A 17381-nucleotide genomic window follows, 5' to 3' on the forward strand; every position below is an offset into this window, starting at 1 on the left:
TCACCACCGTGCCATGGCCGCTCGCCCCTCAGAGCAAGCCCCGTTCTCTCTCCAAAACTTTTTGCAGAACCTTCAGCACACTATCGTCATAGCCAAGCTGGAGCACCCCTCATCCGACCGAGCTTCGCTCGGCCACCTTCTCCCACAAGGGGAGAAGGGAAGGTGGCGCACAATCCTACCCCAATTCCTCGGAATGCCCGATCTCGACGCCATACTCGGCGGCAGCATCCAGCATCGTATGCCACAGGCTTTCCGCGAAGGTGGCGAACACCAGAAGATTGAACACCGCCTGTCCGTCCGGCCGGTCATTGCCGCGCCAGAGATTGATGCTGGTGTGATCGACCGAGGTCGCCGCAGCGGTGCCGGCCGGGAACGCCGCGGGGTGCAGGTCTAGTGACGACAGTTTGGCCAGCATCGCGCGCGCCTTTTCTCCGGAAACGCTGATCAGCGCGCGAGCATGCGACTGGTCGGACAACGAGGCGGATTGCGCAAACGTCTGGCTCAGCGGTTCGCTCGCGTGCTTGCCGCCATTGGACAGGACCAGGAACTGATCCGGTCCCGACCAGATCAGCGTAGCGTCGGGAGTTCGGGTCGCCTTGGGCGTTTCCGGGGCGGCAACGCCGAAGCGGGTTTCGGCGGCCTTCGCCAGTTCTGCCGCTTTGCCGCGCCGCGCCATCACCTGGATCAGGTCGAAATTGCGGATCTCGGTGAGCGATACGCCGGCCGCCGTGCCACGCGCGCCATAGGCGCCGACAACGAGCGCTTTCTCCAGCGGACTGCGGGCAATCCAGGAAAACTCAGCCACGCTGGCGCCCTCCATCCGGATCGTAGAAGGCCGGGCTGCACAGCTCGACGTCGTAGTCTTCGCCGCGCAGCGGGTCATGCGCATGGACGATCTCGCCGATGCGCTCGCGGCCACGCTCAACAAGCGCCAGCCCGATCCACTGGTCGAGCATGGGCGAGAAGCAGACCGAAGTGACATAGCCCTGGTCGTTGCCGGGACCGGGCGTCTCGCCTTTCGGAATGATATGCGCGCCGGAGCGCAGGCGGCGCGTCTTGTCGACCGGCTTGATGCCGACGACGACCTGCCGGTCTGGGGCAATCAGCGCCTCGCGCCCGGCCATGACGCGGCCGATGAAATCTTTTTTGGTCGACATCATCTTGCCGAGGCCGAGGTCGGCGGCGGTCGTCGTGCCGTTCAGCTCCGGGCCGGCGACATGGCCCTTTTCGATGCGCATGACGCCGAGCGCCTCGGTACCGTAGGGCGTAACGCCGAACGGCTTGCCGGCCAGCATCAAATTGCGCACCAGCGCCTCGCCATAGCGGGCGGGAACCGAAATCTCGAACGCCATTTCGCCCGAAAACGAGATGCGGAACAGCCGCGCCTTGATGCCACCGCGAAGCGCGACTTCCCGCGCCCCCATGAAGGGAAAGCCCTCGTTCGACAAATCCTCCGCCGGATCGACGATTTCCCGAAGCAGGTCCCGGGTCTTCGGCCCGGCGATCGAGAACTGCGCCCATTGATCGGAGACGGATGTCAGCTGCACGTCGAATTCGGGGAACAGCACCTGCCGGCAGAATTCGAGATGCTGCATCACCAGCCCGGCCTTGGCGGTGGTGGTGGTCAGGAAATAGTGGTCCTCGGCCAGCCGCGACGTCGTGCCGTCGTCATAGACGATGCCGTCCTCGCGCAGCATCAGCCCGTAGCGGGCTTTGCCGACGGCGAGACTGGAGAAGGTGTTGATGTAGACGCGGTCGAGAAAGGCGCCGGCATCCGGGCCGTGCACGTCGATCTTGCCGAGCGTCGAGACATCGCAGAAGCCGACGCCGGAGCGCACCGCCTTGACCTCGCGGGTGACCGATTCCAGCCAGTCCTTTTCGCCGGCGCGCGGATACCATTGCGCGCGCTTCCACAGGCCGGTGTCGACGAACACCGCGCCCTGTTCGGCTGCCCAGTGATGCGACGGCGTCAGCCTCGTCGCATGGAAGTCTTCGTCGCGATGATGGCCGGCGAAGGCGCCGATGGCGACCGGCACATAGGGTGGGCGGTAGATCGTCGTGCCGGTTTCGGGGATCGATTTGCCGCTGATTGCCGCCATGATGGCGAGACCGGCGACGTTCGAGGTCTTGCCCTGGTCGGTGGCCATGCCGAGCGTCGTATAGCGCTTGAGATGCTCGACCGATTCGAAACCTTCGCGCTGCGCCAGCTCGATGTCGGACGCGGTCACGTCATGCTGGTAATCGACTAAGGCTTTCCCTTTGCCGGCCACATACCAAAGCGGCGTCAGCGAAAACGCCTCGCTGTCGGCGACCGGCGATGTGCCGGCATTGCCGCCGCGTCCAGCACTCTGCGCTGCCGCAGCACCCGCGGCAAAGCCCTGGCGCAGGCAGTCGCCCAGCCCGAAGGCGCCGTTGGCGGCGCCGACGGCCATCATGCCGGGCGGCGCACCATCCGGCACGAAGGCTGCGATATCGTCCTGCCATTTCGGCCGGCCGCGATGATAGGAGGTCAGCCCGACCGCCGGATTCCAGCCGCCGGACACGGCAAGCCCGTCGGCTTCGACTTCCGCCCGTGCGCCGCCGGTCAGCGCCACCACGATTTTCCGGACCCCGTCCTTGCCGCCTTCGACCCCGCTGACCGAGCCGTTGAGCACGGCAAAGCCGCCCTTGGCGGCAAGCGCTCGATGCGCGGCGGAGACGTCCGGGCGCGCATCGACGACCGCCGCGATCTGCAAACCGGCGCCAAGCGCGGTCTCGACCGTGCGCCAGCCATCCTCATTGTTGGTGAACAGCGCGATCCTCCTGGCAGGGGTAACCGCGTAGCGCGCGACATAGGTCCGCATAGCCGAAGCCATCATCACGCCCGGCGTGTCGTTACCGGCAAAGACGATCGGTCGCTCGATGGCGCCGGCGGCGACGACGCAGCGCTTGGCCACGATCCGCCACAACCGCTGGCGCACCTGGTGCTCGGGCGGCGAGGGCAGGTGGTCGTTGACCCGCTCGATGGCGCCATAGGTGCCGCCATCATAGACGCCGAACAATGTCGTGCGGGTCATGATGCGGACATCGTGCAGTGCGGCGAGTTCGGCCAGCGTGCGCGTAATCCATTCGGCCGCCGGCGCGCCGTCGATCATGCCGCCGTCGGCGAGCAGACGGCCGCCAAGCGCAAAATCTTCCTCGCACAGGATGACGCGGGCGCCGCCGCGCCCGGCCGCCAGTGCCGCAGCCAGCCCGGCCGGGCCGGACCCGGCAATCAGCACGTCGCAATGCGCCCACGCCTTGTCGTAATGGTCGGGATCGGCGACGCCTGCAGCGCGGCCGAGGCCGGCGGCGCGGCGAATCGTTGGCTCGTAGATCGTTTCCCAGAATTTCGCCGGCCACATGAAGGTCTTGTAGTAAAAGCCGGCGACGAAGATCGGCGCGAACAGCTGATTGACCGCCATCAGGTCGTGGCGCAGCGACGGCCAGCGGTTCTGGCTGGCGGCTTCGAGCCCGTCATAGAGTTCGGCCGTGGTCGCCTTGGTGTTCGGCTCGCGCCGCGCTCCGCTGCGCAGTTCGACCAGCGCGTTGGGCTCCTCCGAACCAGCGGTCAGGATGCCGCGCGGCCGATGGTATTTGAACGAGCGGCCGACCAGCTTGACGCCATTGGCGATCAGCGCCGAGGCCAGCGTGTCGCCTTGGAAGCCGGCAAAGCTCTTGCCGTCGAAGCGGAAGGCCAGCGGCGCGGCGCGATCGATGAGACCGCCGCTCTCCAGCCGGTGTATCTGCGCGGGGCCAACCATCAGGCGCCAACCTCGGCAGCACCAACGCCTGCAGCCGGTTCGACCGCCGAAATCTCGTGCGTCAGCGTGTTGCGGGCGACCTTCAGCCAGGCCCGGCAGCCGCCGCCATGGTACCAGTATTCGCTCATCGGCCCGGCGACATTGTCGCGCAGATAGACGTAGTCGAAGACCTCGTCTTCGGTGGCGCCGGCCGCCGGACGCACCGGCTTGGCGTCGCCCAGATAGGTGAACTCCCCGAGTTCGCGTTCGCCGCAGAAGGGACAGACAATGCGCATGCTTCTTCAGCCAGCCTTCAATGCAGGTTCGGTTGGGCGCCTTGGCCCTTTTCGTCGATCATCGCACCTCGCCGGAAGCGGTCGAGACGAAAGCGGGCAGCCTCCTTGTGCGGCTCGTCGCGCGCCAGCAGATGGGCAAAGACCAGGCCGGAGCCGGGCGTCGCCTTGAAGCCGCCATAGCACCAGCCGGCGTTGAGATAGAGCCCGTTGACCGGTGTTTTGTCGATGATCGGCGAGCCGTCCATCGACATGTCCATGATGCCGCCCCACTGACGCAGCAGCCGTATCCGGCCGATCATCGGCATCAGCGCCATTCCGCCCTCGCACACGTCTTCCATGACAGGCAGATTGCCGCGCTGGGCATAGGAATTGTAACCGTCTATGTCGCCGCCGAAGACCAGGCCGCCCTTGTCGGACTGGCTGACGTAGAAATGCCCGGCGCCGAACGTCATGACGTTGGGGATCAGCGGCTTGATCGCCTCCGAGACGAAGGCCTGCAGCACATGGCTTTCGATCGGCAGCCGCATGCCGGCCATCGCCGCGACGCGCGACGAAGAGCCGGCGACCGCCATGCCGACCTTGCCTGCGCCGATCCTGCCGCGGCTCGTCTCGACGCCGGTCACCTTGCCGCTGCCATCGCGGACAAAGCCGGTCACTTCGCAATTCTGGATGATGTCGACGCCGAGCGCGCTCGCCGCATGCGCGTAGCCCCAGACCACGGCATCGTGTCGTGCCGTGCCGCCGCGTCGCTGCAAGAGGCCGCCCTGCACCGGGAAACGTGCGTTGTCGAAGTTCAGGAACGGCATCATCTTCCTGACCGCCGCCAGATCGAGCAGTTCGGCATCGATGCCGTTGATGCGCATGGTGTTGCCGCGCCGTGCGTAGGCGTCGCGCTGCGCGTCGGAATGGTAGAGATTGATGACGCCGCGCTGGCTGACCATGGTGTTGTAGTTGAGGTCCTGCTCCATCCGCTCCCACAGCTTCATCGACAGCTCGTAGAAGCCGGTATTGCCGGGCAGCCCGTAATTGGAGCGGATGATGGTTGTGTTGCGGCCGGCATTGCCGGAGCCGATCCAGCCTTTTTCCAGCACGGCGACATTCCTGATGCCGTATTCGCTGGCGAGGAACCATGCCGTCGCCAGGCCATGGCCGCCGCCGCCGATGATCACCACGTCGTAGTGGCTCTTCGGGCTGGCGTCGCGCCAGGTGCGCTGCCAGTTCTTATGGCCGGAAAATGCCGCCCGGGCGAGGGAGAAGATCGAGTATTTCATGAACCTGTTTCGCGCCGGGCGTGCAACAATTCCGGATCAGATGTCGAGCGTGTGGTCGCGCTCCCACTGGGTGAAGTGGGAAGCATAGGAATTCCATTCCTGCTGCTTGAGCTTTAGATAGGCCGACGAGAATTCCTCACCCAGCGCCGCCTTGAGCGATTTGTCGTTGTCAAACTCGCGCAACGCGTCGAGCAGGTTGAGCGGCAGCTTCGGCGCGCCCTCGACCGTATGGCCGAACTGGTACATGTCGATATCGTAGCGCCGGCCGGGGTCGGCCTTCGAGCGGACGCCGTCAAGGCCGGCGGCGATGATCACCGCCTGCAGCAGATACGGGTTTGCCGCGCCGTCCGGCAGGCGCAGCTCGAAGCGGCCGGGGCCGGGCACGCGCACCATGTGGGTGCGGTTGTTGCCGGTCCAGGTCACCGTGTTCGGCGCCCAGGTGGCGCCGGAGATGGTGCGCGGTGCGTTGATGCGCTTGTAGGAATTGACCGTCGGGTTGGTGATGGCGGCAAGCGCGGACGCATGTTTCATGATGCCGCCGAGGAAATTCCTGCCCTTGGCCGACAGGCCGAGCTCCATCGCATTGTCGGCAAAGACATTGGTCTTGCCGTCTTTGTCCCACACCGAGATATGCGCATGGCAGCCATTGCCGGTCAGGCCCTGGAAGGGTTTAGGCATGAAGGTTGCGCGCAGGCCGTGCTTTTCGGCGACCGATTTCACCATGAATTTGAAGAAGGAATGCTTGTCGGCGGTCGCCAGCGCATCGTCGAAGGCCCAGTTCATCTCGAACTGGCCGTTGGCGTCCTCGTGGTCGTTCTGGTAGGCGCCCCAGCCGAGCGCCAGCATGTGGTCGCAGATCTCGGCGATCACGTCGTAGCGGCGCATCACCGCCTGCTGGTCGTAGCAGGGCTTCGACGCCGTGTCATATTCGTCGGAAATCGTCTTGCCATCCGGCGAGATCAGGAAGAATTCGGCCTCGACGCCGGTCTTGATGTGCATGCCGTCGCCAGCAGCCTCCGCGATCAACCGCTTCAGCGTGTTGCGCGGCGCCTGCTCGACCGATTTGTCGTCCATGATGCAGTTGGCGGCGACCCAGGCGACCTCCGGCTTCCAAGGCAACTGGATCACCGAGGCCGGATCCGGCACCGCCAGCATGTCGGGATGCGCCGGCGTCAGATCGAGCCAGGTGGCAAAGCCGGCAAAGCCGGCACCGTCCCGCTGCATGTCGGCGATCGCCTGCGCCGGCACCAGCTTGGCGCGTTGTCCACCGAACAGGTCGGTGTAGGATATCATGAAATATTTGACGCCCTTTTCCTTGGCGAAGGCGGCGAGATCGTTCCCCATTATAGTTCCTCGCTTACTGGCATTTGGTTTGTCTTAGAAGCCGTTCTTGCCCGGTATCCAGTTGGTGCCGGCCAGCGGCACGCCGGCCATGGCGGCGGCTTCGATCGTCAAGGCCACAAGATCCTCGGGCTCGAGATTGTGCAGGCTGTTCTTGCCGCAGGCGCGGGCGATTGTCTGAGCCTCAAGTGTCATCACCTTAAGATAATTCGCCAGCCGTCGGCCGGCCGCAATCGGATCGACCCGTTTCATTAGCTCGGGATCCTGCGTGGTGATGCCGGCCGGGTCGCGACCCTCATGCCAGTCGTCATAGGCGCCGGCGGTGGTGCCGAGCTCGTTGTATTCCGCCTCCCAGCGCGGGTCGTTGTCGCCGAGCGCGACAAGCGCTGCCGTGCCGATCGACACCGCATCGACGCCGAGCGCCAGCGCCTTGGCGACGTCGGCGCCGTTGCGGATACCGCCGGAGACGATCAGCTGCACCTTGCGGTGCATGCCGAGATCCTGCAGCGCCTGCACGGCCGGCCTGATGCAGGCAAGCGTCGGCTGGCCGACATTTTCAATGAACACTTCCTGGGTCGCCGCAGTGCCGCCCTGCATGCCGTCGACGACGACGACATCGGCGCCCGATTTCACCGCAAGCGCGGTGTCGTAATAGGGCCGCGCGCCGCCGACCTTGACGTAGATCGGCTTTTCCCAGTCGGTGATCTCGCGCAGTTCGAGGATCTTGATCTCGAGGTCGTCCGGCCCGGTCCAGTCGGGGTGGCGCGAGGCCGAGCGCTGGTCGATGCCTTTCGGCAGCGTGCGCATTTCGGCGACGCGGTCGGAGATCTTCTGGCCGAGCAGCATGCCGCCGCCGCCTGGCTTGGCGCCCTGGCCGACGACCACTTCGATCGCGTCGGCGCGGCGCAGGTCGCGCGGGTTCATGCCGTAGCGTGACGGCAGATACTGGTAGACCAGCGTCTTCGAATGGCCGCGCTCTTCCTCGGTCATGCCGCCGTCGCCGGTCGTCGTCGAGGTGCCGGACAGCGTCGCGCCGCGGCCAAGCGCTTCCTTCGCCGGGCCGGACAGCGAGCCGAAGCTCATGCCGGCAATAGTGATCGGGATTTTCAGTTCGATCGGTTTTTTCGCATAGCGCGAGCCGAGCACGACGCTGGTGTCGCAGCGCTCGCGATAGCCTTCGAGCGGGTAGCGCGAGATCGAGGCACCGAGGAACAGAAGGTCGTCGAAATGCGGCAGCTTGCGCTTAGCGCCGGCGCCGCGGATGTCATAGATGCCGGTCGCCGCGGCGCGGCGGATCTCGGAAAGCGTGTAGTCGTCGAAGGTCGCGGATTTGCGCGGCGTCGTCGGCGGGTTGCGATAGGTCATTGAGCCTCAATACGCGTCGGCGTTGTCGATATTGAAATTGTAGAGGGTACGAGCCGAGCCATAACGCTTGAACTCCGCCGCCTTGACGCCGGTCACACCGGCGCGGTCGAGCAAGCCTTGCAGCAATTCGAGATGCTCGGGCCGCATCTCCTTGGCGATGCAGTCGGCGCCGAGGCTTTCGACCTTGCCGCGCACGAAAAGCCGCGCCTCGTAGATGGAATCGCCGAGCGCATCGCCGGCGTCGCCCAGCACCACGAGGTTGCCGGACTGCGCCATGAAGGCCGACATGTGGCCGATATTACCATGGACGACGATGTCGATGCCTTTCATCGAGATGCCGCAGCGCGACGACGCGTTGCCTTCGATGACGAGCAACCCGCCCCGGCCGGTGGCGCCGGCATACTGGCTGGCATCGCCTTTGACGACGATCTGGCCGGACATCATGTTCTCGCCGACGCCGGGCCCGGCCGAGCCATGCACGGTGATGGTGCCGCCGTCGTTCATGCCGCCGCAATAATAGCCGACGCTGCCGCGCACATCGATGGCGACCGGCTGGTCGACGCCGACGGCGACCGAATGGCTGCCTCGCGGGCGGAGCACCTCCCAGGCGGTCTCGTTCGAACCGGGCGCCAGATCGTGCAGCGCCTGGTTGAGCTCGCGCAGCGACATTTCGGCCAGATCGAAGACCCGTGATGCATGGCCCGGCTCGCGAGCCGCCTTGGAGAGGTTAATTGCCGGCATTGGTTCAATGCTCCCAGAAATAGACGGTTGCGGGCTCGGGTTCCCAGACCTTCGCATTGTCTATGCCGGGCAGTTTGGTGAGCGCACGATATTCCGAGCCGAAGGCGACATACTGGTCGGTTTCGGCCATTACGGCGGGCTTGCAGGCGATCGGGTCGCGCACCACGCCGAAGCCGTTCTTGGTGCCGACGACGAAGGTGAAAAACCCGTCGAGATCACTCAGCGTGCCTTCCAGCGCCTCGCCGAGGTTCTTGCCATGCGCCATCTGCGAGGAGAGATAGGCGGCAGCGACCTCGGTGTCGTTCTCGGTCTCGAAAGTCATGCCTTCGCGGATCAGCTCGCGGCGGACATTGTTGTGGTTGGACAGCGAGCCATTATGCACCAGGCACTGGTCGGCGCCGGTCGAGAACGGATGCGCGCCCATCGTCGTCACCGCCGATTCGGTCGCCATGCGGGTATGGCCGATGCCGTGGGTGCCGGTCATCTCGCGGACGCCGAAACGGTCGACGACCGCTTCCGGCAGCCCGACTTCCTTGTAGATTTCGACGACGTCGCCGGCGCCCATGATGCGGATGTCGGGGCGCAGCGTCTGGATCGCCTCGCGCGCTTCGTCGATCTTGGCAGGCATCGTCCGGACCACGGCATGCGTCGACTTCGCAGCAATGCTCACCGGCGCGCCGATTGCCTTGGCAAGTTCGGCGTCGAGGCCGCGGAAATCGCGCTCCGGCTTGGCCGACTGGATGGTGATCTTGGCTTCATTGGAGGACGCGCCATAGATGGCGATGCCGGCGCTGTCGGGACCGCGATCGCTGAGCGAGATCAGCATCTCCGACAGCATCGCGCCAAGCTGGGGCTCGAGCGACTTGTCCTTCAAAAACAGTCCGACGATTCCGCACATGTCAGCCTCCGCGAGTTTGTTCCCTCCGAGATGTATCGAATGAGTCCCGGGAATTCAATTGGTATGAAAAAAATTTTCCTGTCGTTATATATCGGCTGAGGCGCCGCCGGCCGCACTATCGCTGCGCTGGCCGCCATTGTGAACCCATTTGGCATAGCGGATGCGGGCGATCTTGTAGGCATCCAGGATCGACAGGGCATAGATCAGGAAGCCGCCGGCATGGCGTCCGACGAAGCTGGCGTCGGGCGGCGCGATCTTGGCGGTGATCCAGGCAAGGATCACCATGAAGAACAGGAATTGCAGGCCGCGCACCGGCACGCCGAGCACGACATGCCCGCTCGCCGGCAAAACGATCGCAGCGCCCAGAACCAGATAGGGGCTCGGTGGTGCGGGGGAGGTGGTGATCTGGCTGATCATGCCGCTTGCCGTTCGCTTTGATTGATGGCATCGCGCAGCGCCGAAGCCGACGACAGCAGCCTCTCGATCAGCACCGGATCGAGCCTGACCGCGCCGAATTCGGCCTGCCGGAATACGCCGTAGCGCGCCCGCTCGGCCTCGGCCAGCAGCCAGACGATGCGCACGCCGTTCGGCGTGATCAGCAATTCCTTGGCGCGCTCCTCGGCAAAGACATCGAGGTGGCCGGCGATGATGGCTTCGGGGAAGCGCACGCCCTTGCGGTCGCTCCGCAGCACCGCCTCGGCCGGAAACCCCGCCGCCTTCGGCAGCGGATGGACGAGATGATCGAAATTGGAAAAAGTCGTCGGCGATCCGGGCCGCATCATCATATCGAAAGTGCCTGGTATCGCGACCTTTTCGGTGATCGAAACACTCAGCCAGCGCGCCGGCAGCTTCCTTATCGCCAGCGTGTCGACGATGGTCCGTACCTGCACCCGCCGACCGTTCCACGAGCCGGCGAAGGTGACGACGCCGGCGGTGCCGTCCGAGACGTTGGCCGCGTCGGGGATGACGGCGCGGACGCCGGCTTCGTCGGCGGCAAGCCCGGTCGAGGCCTTGGCGCGGCTGGCCCGCGCGAGCCAGGCTATATGGAGGAAGAGAGCCAGGGCAACCGCCCCGGCGAGCAATGCTGAGATCACCTAACGCACCTCGTCACACAAATGCCCGCCCAGACCGGGCGCGCCGTCAGTAGCCCTGCGGCTTCGGCCACGGCATGGTGAACTGGGCGCCACGGCGCACGAATTTGTAGCGGTAGAAGTGGAACCACAGCGAGATCAGGAAGTAGAAGGCGACCATGGCGATCAGCTGCGAGCCGAAGCCGAGGAAGATCGCAAAGAAGGTGACCACGCAAAGGCAGAACAAGACGATCGCCGGCAGCGGGTGGAACGGATGGGTGTAGCCGCGGCGGATCGAGCCGAGCGGCCACTTTTTCCTGAACATAATGATGTTGATGCTCATGAAGGTGTATTGCAGCACGCCCGACAGGATCGAGAAGGTGATCGCCTGGTTGAGGTCGGCGATGAAGGCGAAGGCGAGCGCGATCGGCAGCAGGAACAGGATCGAGCGATAGGGCGTGCGGTATTTCGGATGCACCGCCGAGAACCAGGTCGGCAGATAGCGGTCGCGGCCGAGCGAAAACCAGGCGCGCGCGGCGTCGTTGATGCAGCCATTGGCGGAGGCGAGCGCGGCAAGCAGCGTCGCGATGAACAACAGGTTTTCCAGCAGCGCACTGCCGGTCAGTTTGCCCGCGTCCCACAGCGGATAATAGGTGATGCCGAGATATTCCCAGGGCATCAGCGAGGCGCAGACATACCAGGTCATGGCGGCGGCGATCAGAAGCGTGATCATGCCGGCCATCGTGCCATAGGGCAGCGAGCGCGCCGGCGAGCGCACTTCCTCGGCCGCCTGCGTGGTGCCCTCGATGCCGAGATAGTACCAGATGCCGAACTGGAAGGCGGCGATGACGCCGATCCAGCCATAGGGCAGGGCGTTGCCCGGGGTCACCAACTCGTTGAGCTTGAGCACGGCGCCTTGCGTCCACGGGCTGACCGAGAAGAACAGGATGACGATCGAGACATAGGCGATGGCAGTGATGACGAAGTTGACGTTGAGCGTCATCAGCACGCCGCGATAGTTCAGCCATGCCAGCACGACGATTGTCGCGGCGATGAAGGAATTGTGGGTGAGGCCCTCGACGCCGGCTTTGGCGACGATGGTGTCGCCGAGCAGGATCGCGTCCGACACTTCGAGCATGGTGTAGGCAAAGACCAGGAACAGCGCGACGTTGAAGGCCATCAGCGGCCCGACAATGTGCTTGGCCTGCGCATATTGGCCGCCGGCGGCGGCAACCGTCGAGGTCACTTCGGAATCGATCATCGCGACCGAGGTGTAGAGCAGCCCGACGATCCAGCAGACGATCAGCGCCGCCAGCGCGCCGCCCTTGTCCGCCGCGAAATTCCAGCCGGTGAATTCGCCGACCAGAACGATGCCGACACCGAGCGCCCAGACATGGGCGGGGCCGAGCACCCTGAGCAGTGAAACCCTGTCGCCCTGCACTTGCACCGCTGGTTCAGCCGTGATCGTCATCGTTCAATCCCCCACTCAGATCCGGTGTTTTTCGGACACGGCTTCAAGTTCGCCTTCCCTGGACGAGGTCAGCATCTCTTCGGAATAGGTCGTGTCGATCTTGAACCAGTCGTAGAGCATCCACAGCGCGAGCACGATCGAGATGCCCCAGCATGCGTAAGAGAGTGCCACCCACATGACGATGCTTCCTATCTATTTGTCGCCGAACTTTTCGTCGATGACGTCGCGGTATTCGCGGTCCGATGCGCGGAACAGAAAGATGAAATAGCCGATCAGCACTGCCGCCATGATGATCAGCGTCGGCCAGTCGATGATGTAGTGGAACCGGTTCTGAATGATGTCGTGCGCGGTTTCCGGCGTGTAGCCGAGCTTTTCCCAGATCGAGGCCATGGTCGGGTTTTGTCCGAGCGCTTCCCACGTCTTGGCGTCGAGCGCGTCGATGGATTTTGCCGCCCCTGCCAGACCTAGTTTCAGCGGCAGCCATAGCGCAACGAAAATCGCGACCACGACGACGGCGATATCGAAAACCTGTCCGGCCTTGCTCTGTTCGGGCGGTGTATAGCGGGCCATGCGTCTCCCCCTCAGGACTTGCGGTTGCGGTAGGCGTCGGCGTTCTTGATGTCGAGGCCATAGATGAAGTCCTTGTCTTCCTTGTAGTGGTTGACCATCGCCAGGATCGCGGCCGTGTTGAAGATCAGCACCGCGGCGGCGGCGACCGCGACGACGAGCTTGATGCCGGCGTCGGGGACGTATGGCCATGTCATGAACAGGACAAACAGGATCGTCGCCCACAGGCAGACGATCAGGAGCATGGATCCACGCACGTCGGAGCGGTACAACGCTTCCACGCGCTGTTGCAGGTCGGACATCGGCTTTCCCCTTTTTCAACGCCGGTCCGGATTGGCCGGTCATTGCCCTCTTTCAAGAGAGTGAAATTTTTTTCATAAAATCCGGCCGAATTCTGGAATTGTCAAGACGATTTTACGCGACGTTAACCGTTTGTTTTGGGCGCGCCGGATTTGCCTGACAATGAAATTATTTGCTTACGGGTATTGCAGGCTCCCGGCGTTTGCGGTCAATATTCAAGGCAACGCTCCCGCCTGTGTGCAGGGAGCAGGGGAAAGCAAAAAAGTTTCTTTCTAACGGAGGACAGCGGATGACGGCATCCTGGAGATTTTCGACGCTTGCGGACCGCCATCGCGCGCTCGGCTCGAAGCTCGAGGACTGGAGCGGCATGGGCACCGCCTGGACCTACGACAAGGACGCCGACGAAGAGTATATCGCCATCCGCACCAAGGCCGGCCTGATGGACGTGTCCGGCTTGAAGAAGGTCCACATCACCGGGCCGCACGCCTCGCACCTGATCGATCTGGCGACGACGCGCGACGTCGAAAAGATCTATCCCGGCAAGTCGGCCTATGCCTGCATGCTCAACGAGGCCGGCAAGTTCACCGACGACTGCATCCTCTACCGCACCGGCCCGAATTCCTGGATGGTCGTGCATGGCTCGGGCACCGGCCATGAAGAGCTGCAGCGCGCTTCGGTCGGTCGCGACGTGTCGCTGCGCTTCGACGACAATCTGCACGACCTTTCGCTGCAGGGGCCGCTAGCCGTGGATTATCTGGCAAAGCATGTGCCCGGCATTCGCGACCTCAACTATTTCCATCACATGCAGACGCAGTTGTTCGGCTTCCCGGTAATGATCTCGCGCACCGGCTACACCGGCGAGCGCGGCTACGAGATCTTCTGCCGTGGCCAGGACGCCGGAACGATCTGGGACAGGATCCTCGACGAAGGCAAGAGCGCCGGCATCATCCCGTGCCGCTTCACCACGCTCGACATGCTGCGCGTCGAGAGCTACCTGCTGTTTTACCCCTACGACAATTCGCAGAAATACCCGTTCGAGAACGAAGGCCCCGGCGACACGCTGTGGGAGCTTGGTCTCGACTTCACCGTCAGCCCCGGCAAGACGGGCTTTCGCGGCGCCGAGGAGCATTATCGCCTCAAGGGCAAGGAGCGCTTCAAGATCTTCGGCGTGCTGCTCGAAGGCAGAGAGCCGGCCGACGAGGGCGCACCGGTCTATCGCGACGGCAAAAAGGTCGGCGTGGTGACCTGCGCCATGTATTCGCCGCTGGTCAAAAAATCGATGGGCATCGCCCGGCTCGACGTCGACTGCGCGGTGCAGGGCACCAGGCTCGAGATCCGCAACAAGAGCGGCGCCATCAGCGCAACCGCCGAGCCGCTTCCTTTCGACGATCCGAAGAAGACCAAGCGCACGGCGAAAGGCTGAGGCATACTGCGGGTATGGCAGCGAAAAGTATCATCAGCCGCCCGGTCTATGGGACCCTGTCTCCGCAGCCCGGCAAGCACCATCTTTTCATAGCGGATGCAGAGGGAGCGCTGGCGATTGCCGATCTGGCCGCCAAGGCACCGGCGGATTTCTTCGGTGGCGCCCACATCATCTTCATTCCCGGCCGCGACGGCAAATACGCCGATGCGCTCGAAGCCCTGAAGCCGGCACAGTTCTACCTCGGCCATTCCTTTGCCAGCGCCCTGCCGCGGCTGAAGCAGACGCTGGCCAACGCCCATATGGGCCTCAGGCTCTACCTTGCCGGCACCGAAGGGCTGATCGGCCAGGCCATGCAGGCGGCGCTCGAAGCCGGCATCGACCACACCTCGATCCAGACCGAGCATCGCGGCTCGCTGGCGCGCCGCATGCAATGCGTCCACTGCAAGGGCATCACCGAGAACGTGACGACGCAGCCGGCAACCTGTTCGCATTGCGGCCTCTTGCTTCTGGTGCGCGACCACTATTCGCGGCGCCTCGCCGCCTTCCAGGGCGTCTGCATCAACGCCGAGGACCGCACCGAAATTCCTCCGATCGAGGAGGTCTTTCGATGAGCACCGGCACCACCAAGCTCGATGTCGTCGTCAGCGATGTCGTCCCGGTCAACGAGCTGGTGACGCGCTTTCATTTCCGACGGCGCGACGGCGAGCTTTTGCCGACCTTCTCCGGCGGCGCCCATGTCGTCGTCGAGATGCGCGATGGCGAACGCACCAGGCTCAATCCCTATTCGCTGATGGGCTCGCCGCTCGACACCCGCGAATACACCATCTCGGTGCGCCGCGACGACGCCGGCCGCGGCGGCTCGCTGTTCATGCACAGGCAGGTCAGGCCGGGCACGGAGATGGTGGTCAGCTATCCCGTCAACCTGTTCTCGCTCGATCTGCGCGCCAGGAAGCACCTGATGCTGGCCGGCGGCATCGGCATCACCCCGTTCATGGCGCAGACCGCCCAGCTGGCGGCGGAAGGCGGCAATTTCGAATTCCATTACACCTGCCGCACCGCCTCGCTCGGCACCTATGCCGACCTGCTGAGAGAGCGCTACGATCGCCGGGTCAGGCTCTATCACGACGATCGCGACGAGCGCGTCGATCTCGACCGGCTGCTGTCGTCGCAGCCGCTCGGCACGCATCTCTATGTCTGCGGCCCGTCCGGCATGATCGACTGGGTGCGCGAGCGTGCCGCCGCCCTCGGCTGGCCTCCGGAGACCGTGCATTTCGAGCATTTCGCGGCCCCGCAGCCCGGCGCACCCTTCGACGTGACGCTGGCGCTCAGCGGCAAGACCATCCGTGTCGACGAGCAGCAGAGCCTGCTCGAGGCGATCGAGGCGGCCGGCGTCGATCCGCCCTATCTCTGCCGCGGTGGCGTCTGCGGCCAATGCGAGACCAACGTGATCTCGCATGACGGCAAATTCATCCACAACGACCACTGGCTGAGCGAGGAAGACCACCGTTCGGGCTGCAAGATCATGCCCTGCGTCTCGCGCTTCGAGGGCAGGTCGCTGGTGCTGGAAAGATAGGAGGCGAGCTTGGGCATCACCTTTCGCAAGGAAACGTTCCGCGACGACTTCACCTTCAGGAACAGCCCCGAGCACATCAGGCGGTTCCCGTTCCCGTTCCACGAAGACAGCTACATGTATGCCGTCAACATCGAGCCGCATGTCGCCGGGCCGAAGGGCAGCGTGCTGGAGAATTTGATCGACGTCGACGAGCACTATGTCGCCGAGATGCAGGATCGCGCTTTGGTGCTGGCCGAGGATCCGCTGCGCTGCCAGTCGCTGCCGCACATGACGCTGGCCGGCTGGGATCTGCTCGAGCTTTTGATGGAGCAGCAGGCGCTGGGCTATCCCGAGCATTTCACGCTGACGCGCCATGGCGACCGCTGGCGCTGGATCAACCGACCGCTCGGCATCGACGACAGCTTCACCTTCGGCGACGTCTCGACGCTGCCCTATGGGCCGATGGAATACATCACCCGCCAGAGCCAGGGCGATTTCTGCATTCTCGACCAGCGCGACGGCAATCTGTGGATGGATGCCGGCATGGTCACCACCCAGGCCGACTGGTCGCTCGATTTCGACATCGGCATGAACTTCTTCGAATGGCATGCGCCGGTGCCGCTGGCGCATGAGAAGGGCATCTTCGTCCGGGCGCTAAAATTCCTCACCAACATCCAGCAGGGCAAGCCGGCGCGCCGGCTGAACTGGACGATGACAATCAATCCTCGCCTCGATACCAGCCCGGAAAATTATCACAAATGGGGTCCGGACCGGACCACGGTGACGCCCAAAAACGTTGGCGACAAGGTCCATCTGCGCGTCGAGCTGCAGAGCTTCTGGCGGCTGCCGCGCTCGAATGCGATCGTCTTCCCGATCCGCTGCTACCTGATCAAGATGGACGAGCTGGTGACGCAGCCGAAATGGGCAAGGCGCCTGCACCGCGTCATCCGCGACCTGCCCGAGGAACTCGCCAACTACAAAGGCCTGACGCGCTACCGCGCGACGCTGGTCGAATGGCTGTCGAAATTGGATGACGGCAGTGCGACATCGCCGGGGTTCGGGCCGGATTGAGGTTCTGTTTGCGAGGTTCGCGCTGCCCGTCAAGCTGCCAATCTCCCCCCAAGAGGGGGAGATGCCCGGCAGGGCAGAGGGGGGCGCCGTAGAGCGCCGGCCTTTAGCCCCCTTGCGACCAATCGAGGACGAGCTTGCCCTGCAGTTCAACGTAGCAGCGCGTGGAGGTAACGGCATGATGGGGTGGACGGCGCCCGACGGCATCGGATGTGCCAGAATGAGTTCGTTGAGATCTCAAACAAGGGAGCCGTCCG

The 17381-nt window shown here is 64.1% G+C and carries 18 protein-coding genes; 4 read left to right on the forward strand and 14 right to left on the reverse strand.

The genetic code is table 11. From position 1 onward, the window contains the following. Positions 1 to 175: 175 nt before the first annotated feature. From NKH41_RS32340 to NKH41_RS32405, 14 genes are all read right to left on the reverse strand, one after another. A complete protein-coding gene (locus tag NKH41_RS32340) occupies positions 176 to 805 on the reverse strand; it encodes a sarcosine oxidase subunit gamma (protein WP_352773134.1) in 630 nt (209 codons plus the stop codon). Further along, positions 798 to 3782 carry a sarcosine oxidase subunit alpha gene (locus tag NKH41_RS32345; protein WP_352773132.1) on the reverse strand — a complete coding sequence of 995 codons (2985 nt, stop codon included), beginning with the start codon at positions 3780 to 3782 and terminating at the stop codon, positions 798 to 800. The genes NKH41_RS32340 and NKH41_RS32345 overlap by 8 nt, the downstream gene beginning before the upstream one ends. Continuing rightward, complete coding sequence (locus NKH41_RS32350; protein WP_352773130.1) at positions 3782 to 4057, reverse strand: sarcosine oxidase subunit delta; 276 nt, start codon at positions 4055 to 4057, stop codon at positions 3782 to 3784. Before NKH41_RS32350 ends, NKH41_RS32345 begins: the two co-directional genes overlap by 1 nt. A gap of 17 nt (positions 4058 to 4074) precedes the next feature. Beyond that, complete coding sequence (locus tag NKH41_RS32355) at positions 4075 to 5328, reverse strand: sarcosine oxidase subunit beta family protein (RefSeq protein ID WP_352780783.1); 1254 nt, start codon at positions 5326 to 5328, stop codon at positions 4075 to 4077. 36 nt (positions 5329 to 5364) lie between these two features. Beyond that, positions 5365 to 6672: a type III glutamate--ammonia ligase gene (gene glnT, locus NKH41_RS32360; RefSeq protein WP_023673983.1), complete on the reverse strand. Its 1308-nt coding sequence runs from the start codon at positions 6670 to 6672 to the stop codon at positions 5365 to 5367. 33 nt (positions 6673 to 6705) lie between these two features. Further along, positions 6706 to 8034, reverse strand: a complete 1329-nt coding sequence (locus tag NKH41_RS32365; RefSeq protein ID WP_023673984.1) for an FMN-binding glutamate synthase family protein — start codon at positions 8032 to 8034, stop codon at positions 6706 to 6708. Positions 8035 to 8040: 6 nt separating this feature from the next. After that, entirely contained in the window at positions 8041 to 8775 is a 735-nt protein-coding gene (locus NKH41_RS32370) for a GltB/FmdC/FwdC-like GXGXG domain-containing protein (RefSeq protein WP_352773125.1), read from the reverse strand. A 4-nt stretch (positions 8776 to 8779) separates the two neighbouring features. Continuing rightward, positions 8780 to 9673, reverse strand: a complete 894-nt coding sequence (locus NKH41_RS32375; RefSeq protein ID WP_352612295.1) for a class II glutamine amidotransferase — start codon at positions 9671 to 9673, stop codon at positions 8780 to 8782. 84 nt (positions 9674 to 9757) lie between these two features. Further along, complete coding sequence (locus NKH41_RS32380; protein ID WP_352502042.1) at positions 9758 to 10090, reverse strand: hypothetical protein; 333 nt, start codon at positions 10088 to 10090, stop codon at positions 9758 to 9760. After that, positions 10087 to 10767 carry a hypothetical protein gene (locus NKH41_RS32385; protein ID WP_352502041.1) on the reverse strand — a complete coding sequence of 227 codons (681 nt, stop codon included), beginning with the start codon at positions 10765 to 10767 and terminating at the stop codon, positions 10087 to 10089. The genes NKH41_RS32380 and NKH41_RS32385 overlap by 4 nt, the downstream gene beginning before the upstream one ends. 46 nt (positions 10768 to 10813) lie before the next feature. Then, positions 10814 to 12214 carry an APC family permease gene (locus tag NKH41_RS32390; RefSeq protein ID WP_352755444.1) on the reverse strand — a complete coding sequence of 467 codons (1401 nt, stop codon included), beginning with the start codon at positions 12212 to 12214 and terminating at the stop codon, positions 10814 to 10816. A gap of 15 nt (positions 12215 to 12229) precedes the next feature. After that, positions 12230 to 12391, reverse strand: a complete 162-nt coding sequence (locus NKH41_RS32395; RefSeq protein WP_023673991.1) for a hypothetical protein — start codon at positions 12389 to 12391, stop codon at positions 12230 to 12232. A gap of 15 nt (positions 12392 to 12406) precedes the next feature. Continuing rightward, positions 12407 to 12784 carry a hypothetical protein gene (locus tag NKH41_RS32400; RefSeq protein WP_023673992.1) on the reverse strand — a complete coding sequence of 126 codons (378 nt, stop codon included), beginning with the start codon at positions 12782 to 12784 and terminating at the stop codon, positions 12407 to 12409. 11 nt (positions 12785 to 12795) lie between these two features. After that, positions 12796 to 13083 carry a hypothetical protein gene (locus NKH41_RS32405; protein ID WP_023673993.1) on the reverse strand — a complete coding sequence of 96 codons (288 nt, stop codon included), beginning with the start codon at positions 13081 to 13083 and terminating at the stop codon, positions 12796 to 12798. 287 nt (positions 13084 to 13370) lie between these two features. On the opposite strand from NKH41_RS32405, the gene NKH41_RS32410 reads away from it, so the two are divergent. Genes NKH41_RS32410 through NKH41_RS32425 form a run of 4 tightly spaced genes read left to right on the forward strand, consistent with a single transcriptional unit; the run spans position 13371 to position 17127 of the window. Then, on the forward strand, positions 13371 to 14504 hold the full coding sequence (locus tag NKH41_RS32410) for an aminomethyl transferase family protein (protein ID WP_352773122.1): 1134 nt from the start codon (positions 13371 to 13373) through the stop codon (positions 14502 to 14504). A gap of 14 nt (positions 14505 to 14518) precedes the next feature. Next, positions 14519 to 15115 carry a dimethylamine monooxygenase subunit DmmA family protein gene (locus NKH41_RS32415; RefSeq protein ID WP_352773119.1) on the forward strand — a complete coding sequence of 199 codons (597 nt, stop codon included), beginning with the start codon at positions 14519 to 14521 and terminating at the stop codon, positions 15113 to 15115. After that, on the forward strand, positions 15112 to 16077 hold the full coding sequence (locus tag NKH41_RS32420; RefSeq protein ID WP_352935709.1) for a PDR/VanB family oxidoreductase: 966 nt from the start codon (positions 15112 to 15114) through the stop codon (positions 16075 to 16077). Before NKH41_RS32415 ends, NKH41_RS32420 begins: the two co-directional genes overlap by 4 nt. 9 nt (positions 16078 to 16086) lie before the next feature. Continuing rightward, positions 16087 to 17127 carry a heme-dependent oxidative N-demethylase family protein gene (locus tag NKH41_RS32425; protein WP_352773113.1) on the forward strand — a complete coding sequence of 347 codons (1041 nt, stop codon included), beginning with the start codon at positions 16087 to 16089 and terminating at the stop codon, positions 17125 to 17127. Positions 17128 to 17381: the final 254 nt, after the last annotated feature.

This window comes from Mesorhizobium sp. M1169 (assembly GCF_040318345.1).
In the GTDB taxonomy this organism is placed as follows: Bacteria; Pseudomonadota; Alphaproteobacteria; order Rhizobiales; family Rhizobiaceae; genus Mesorhizobium.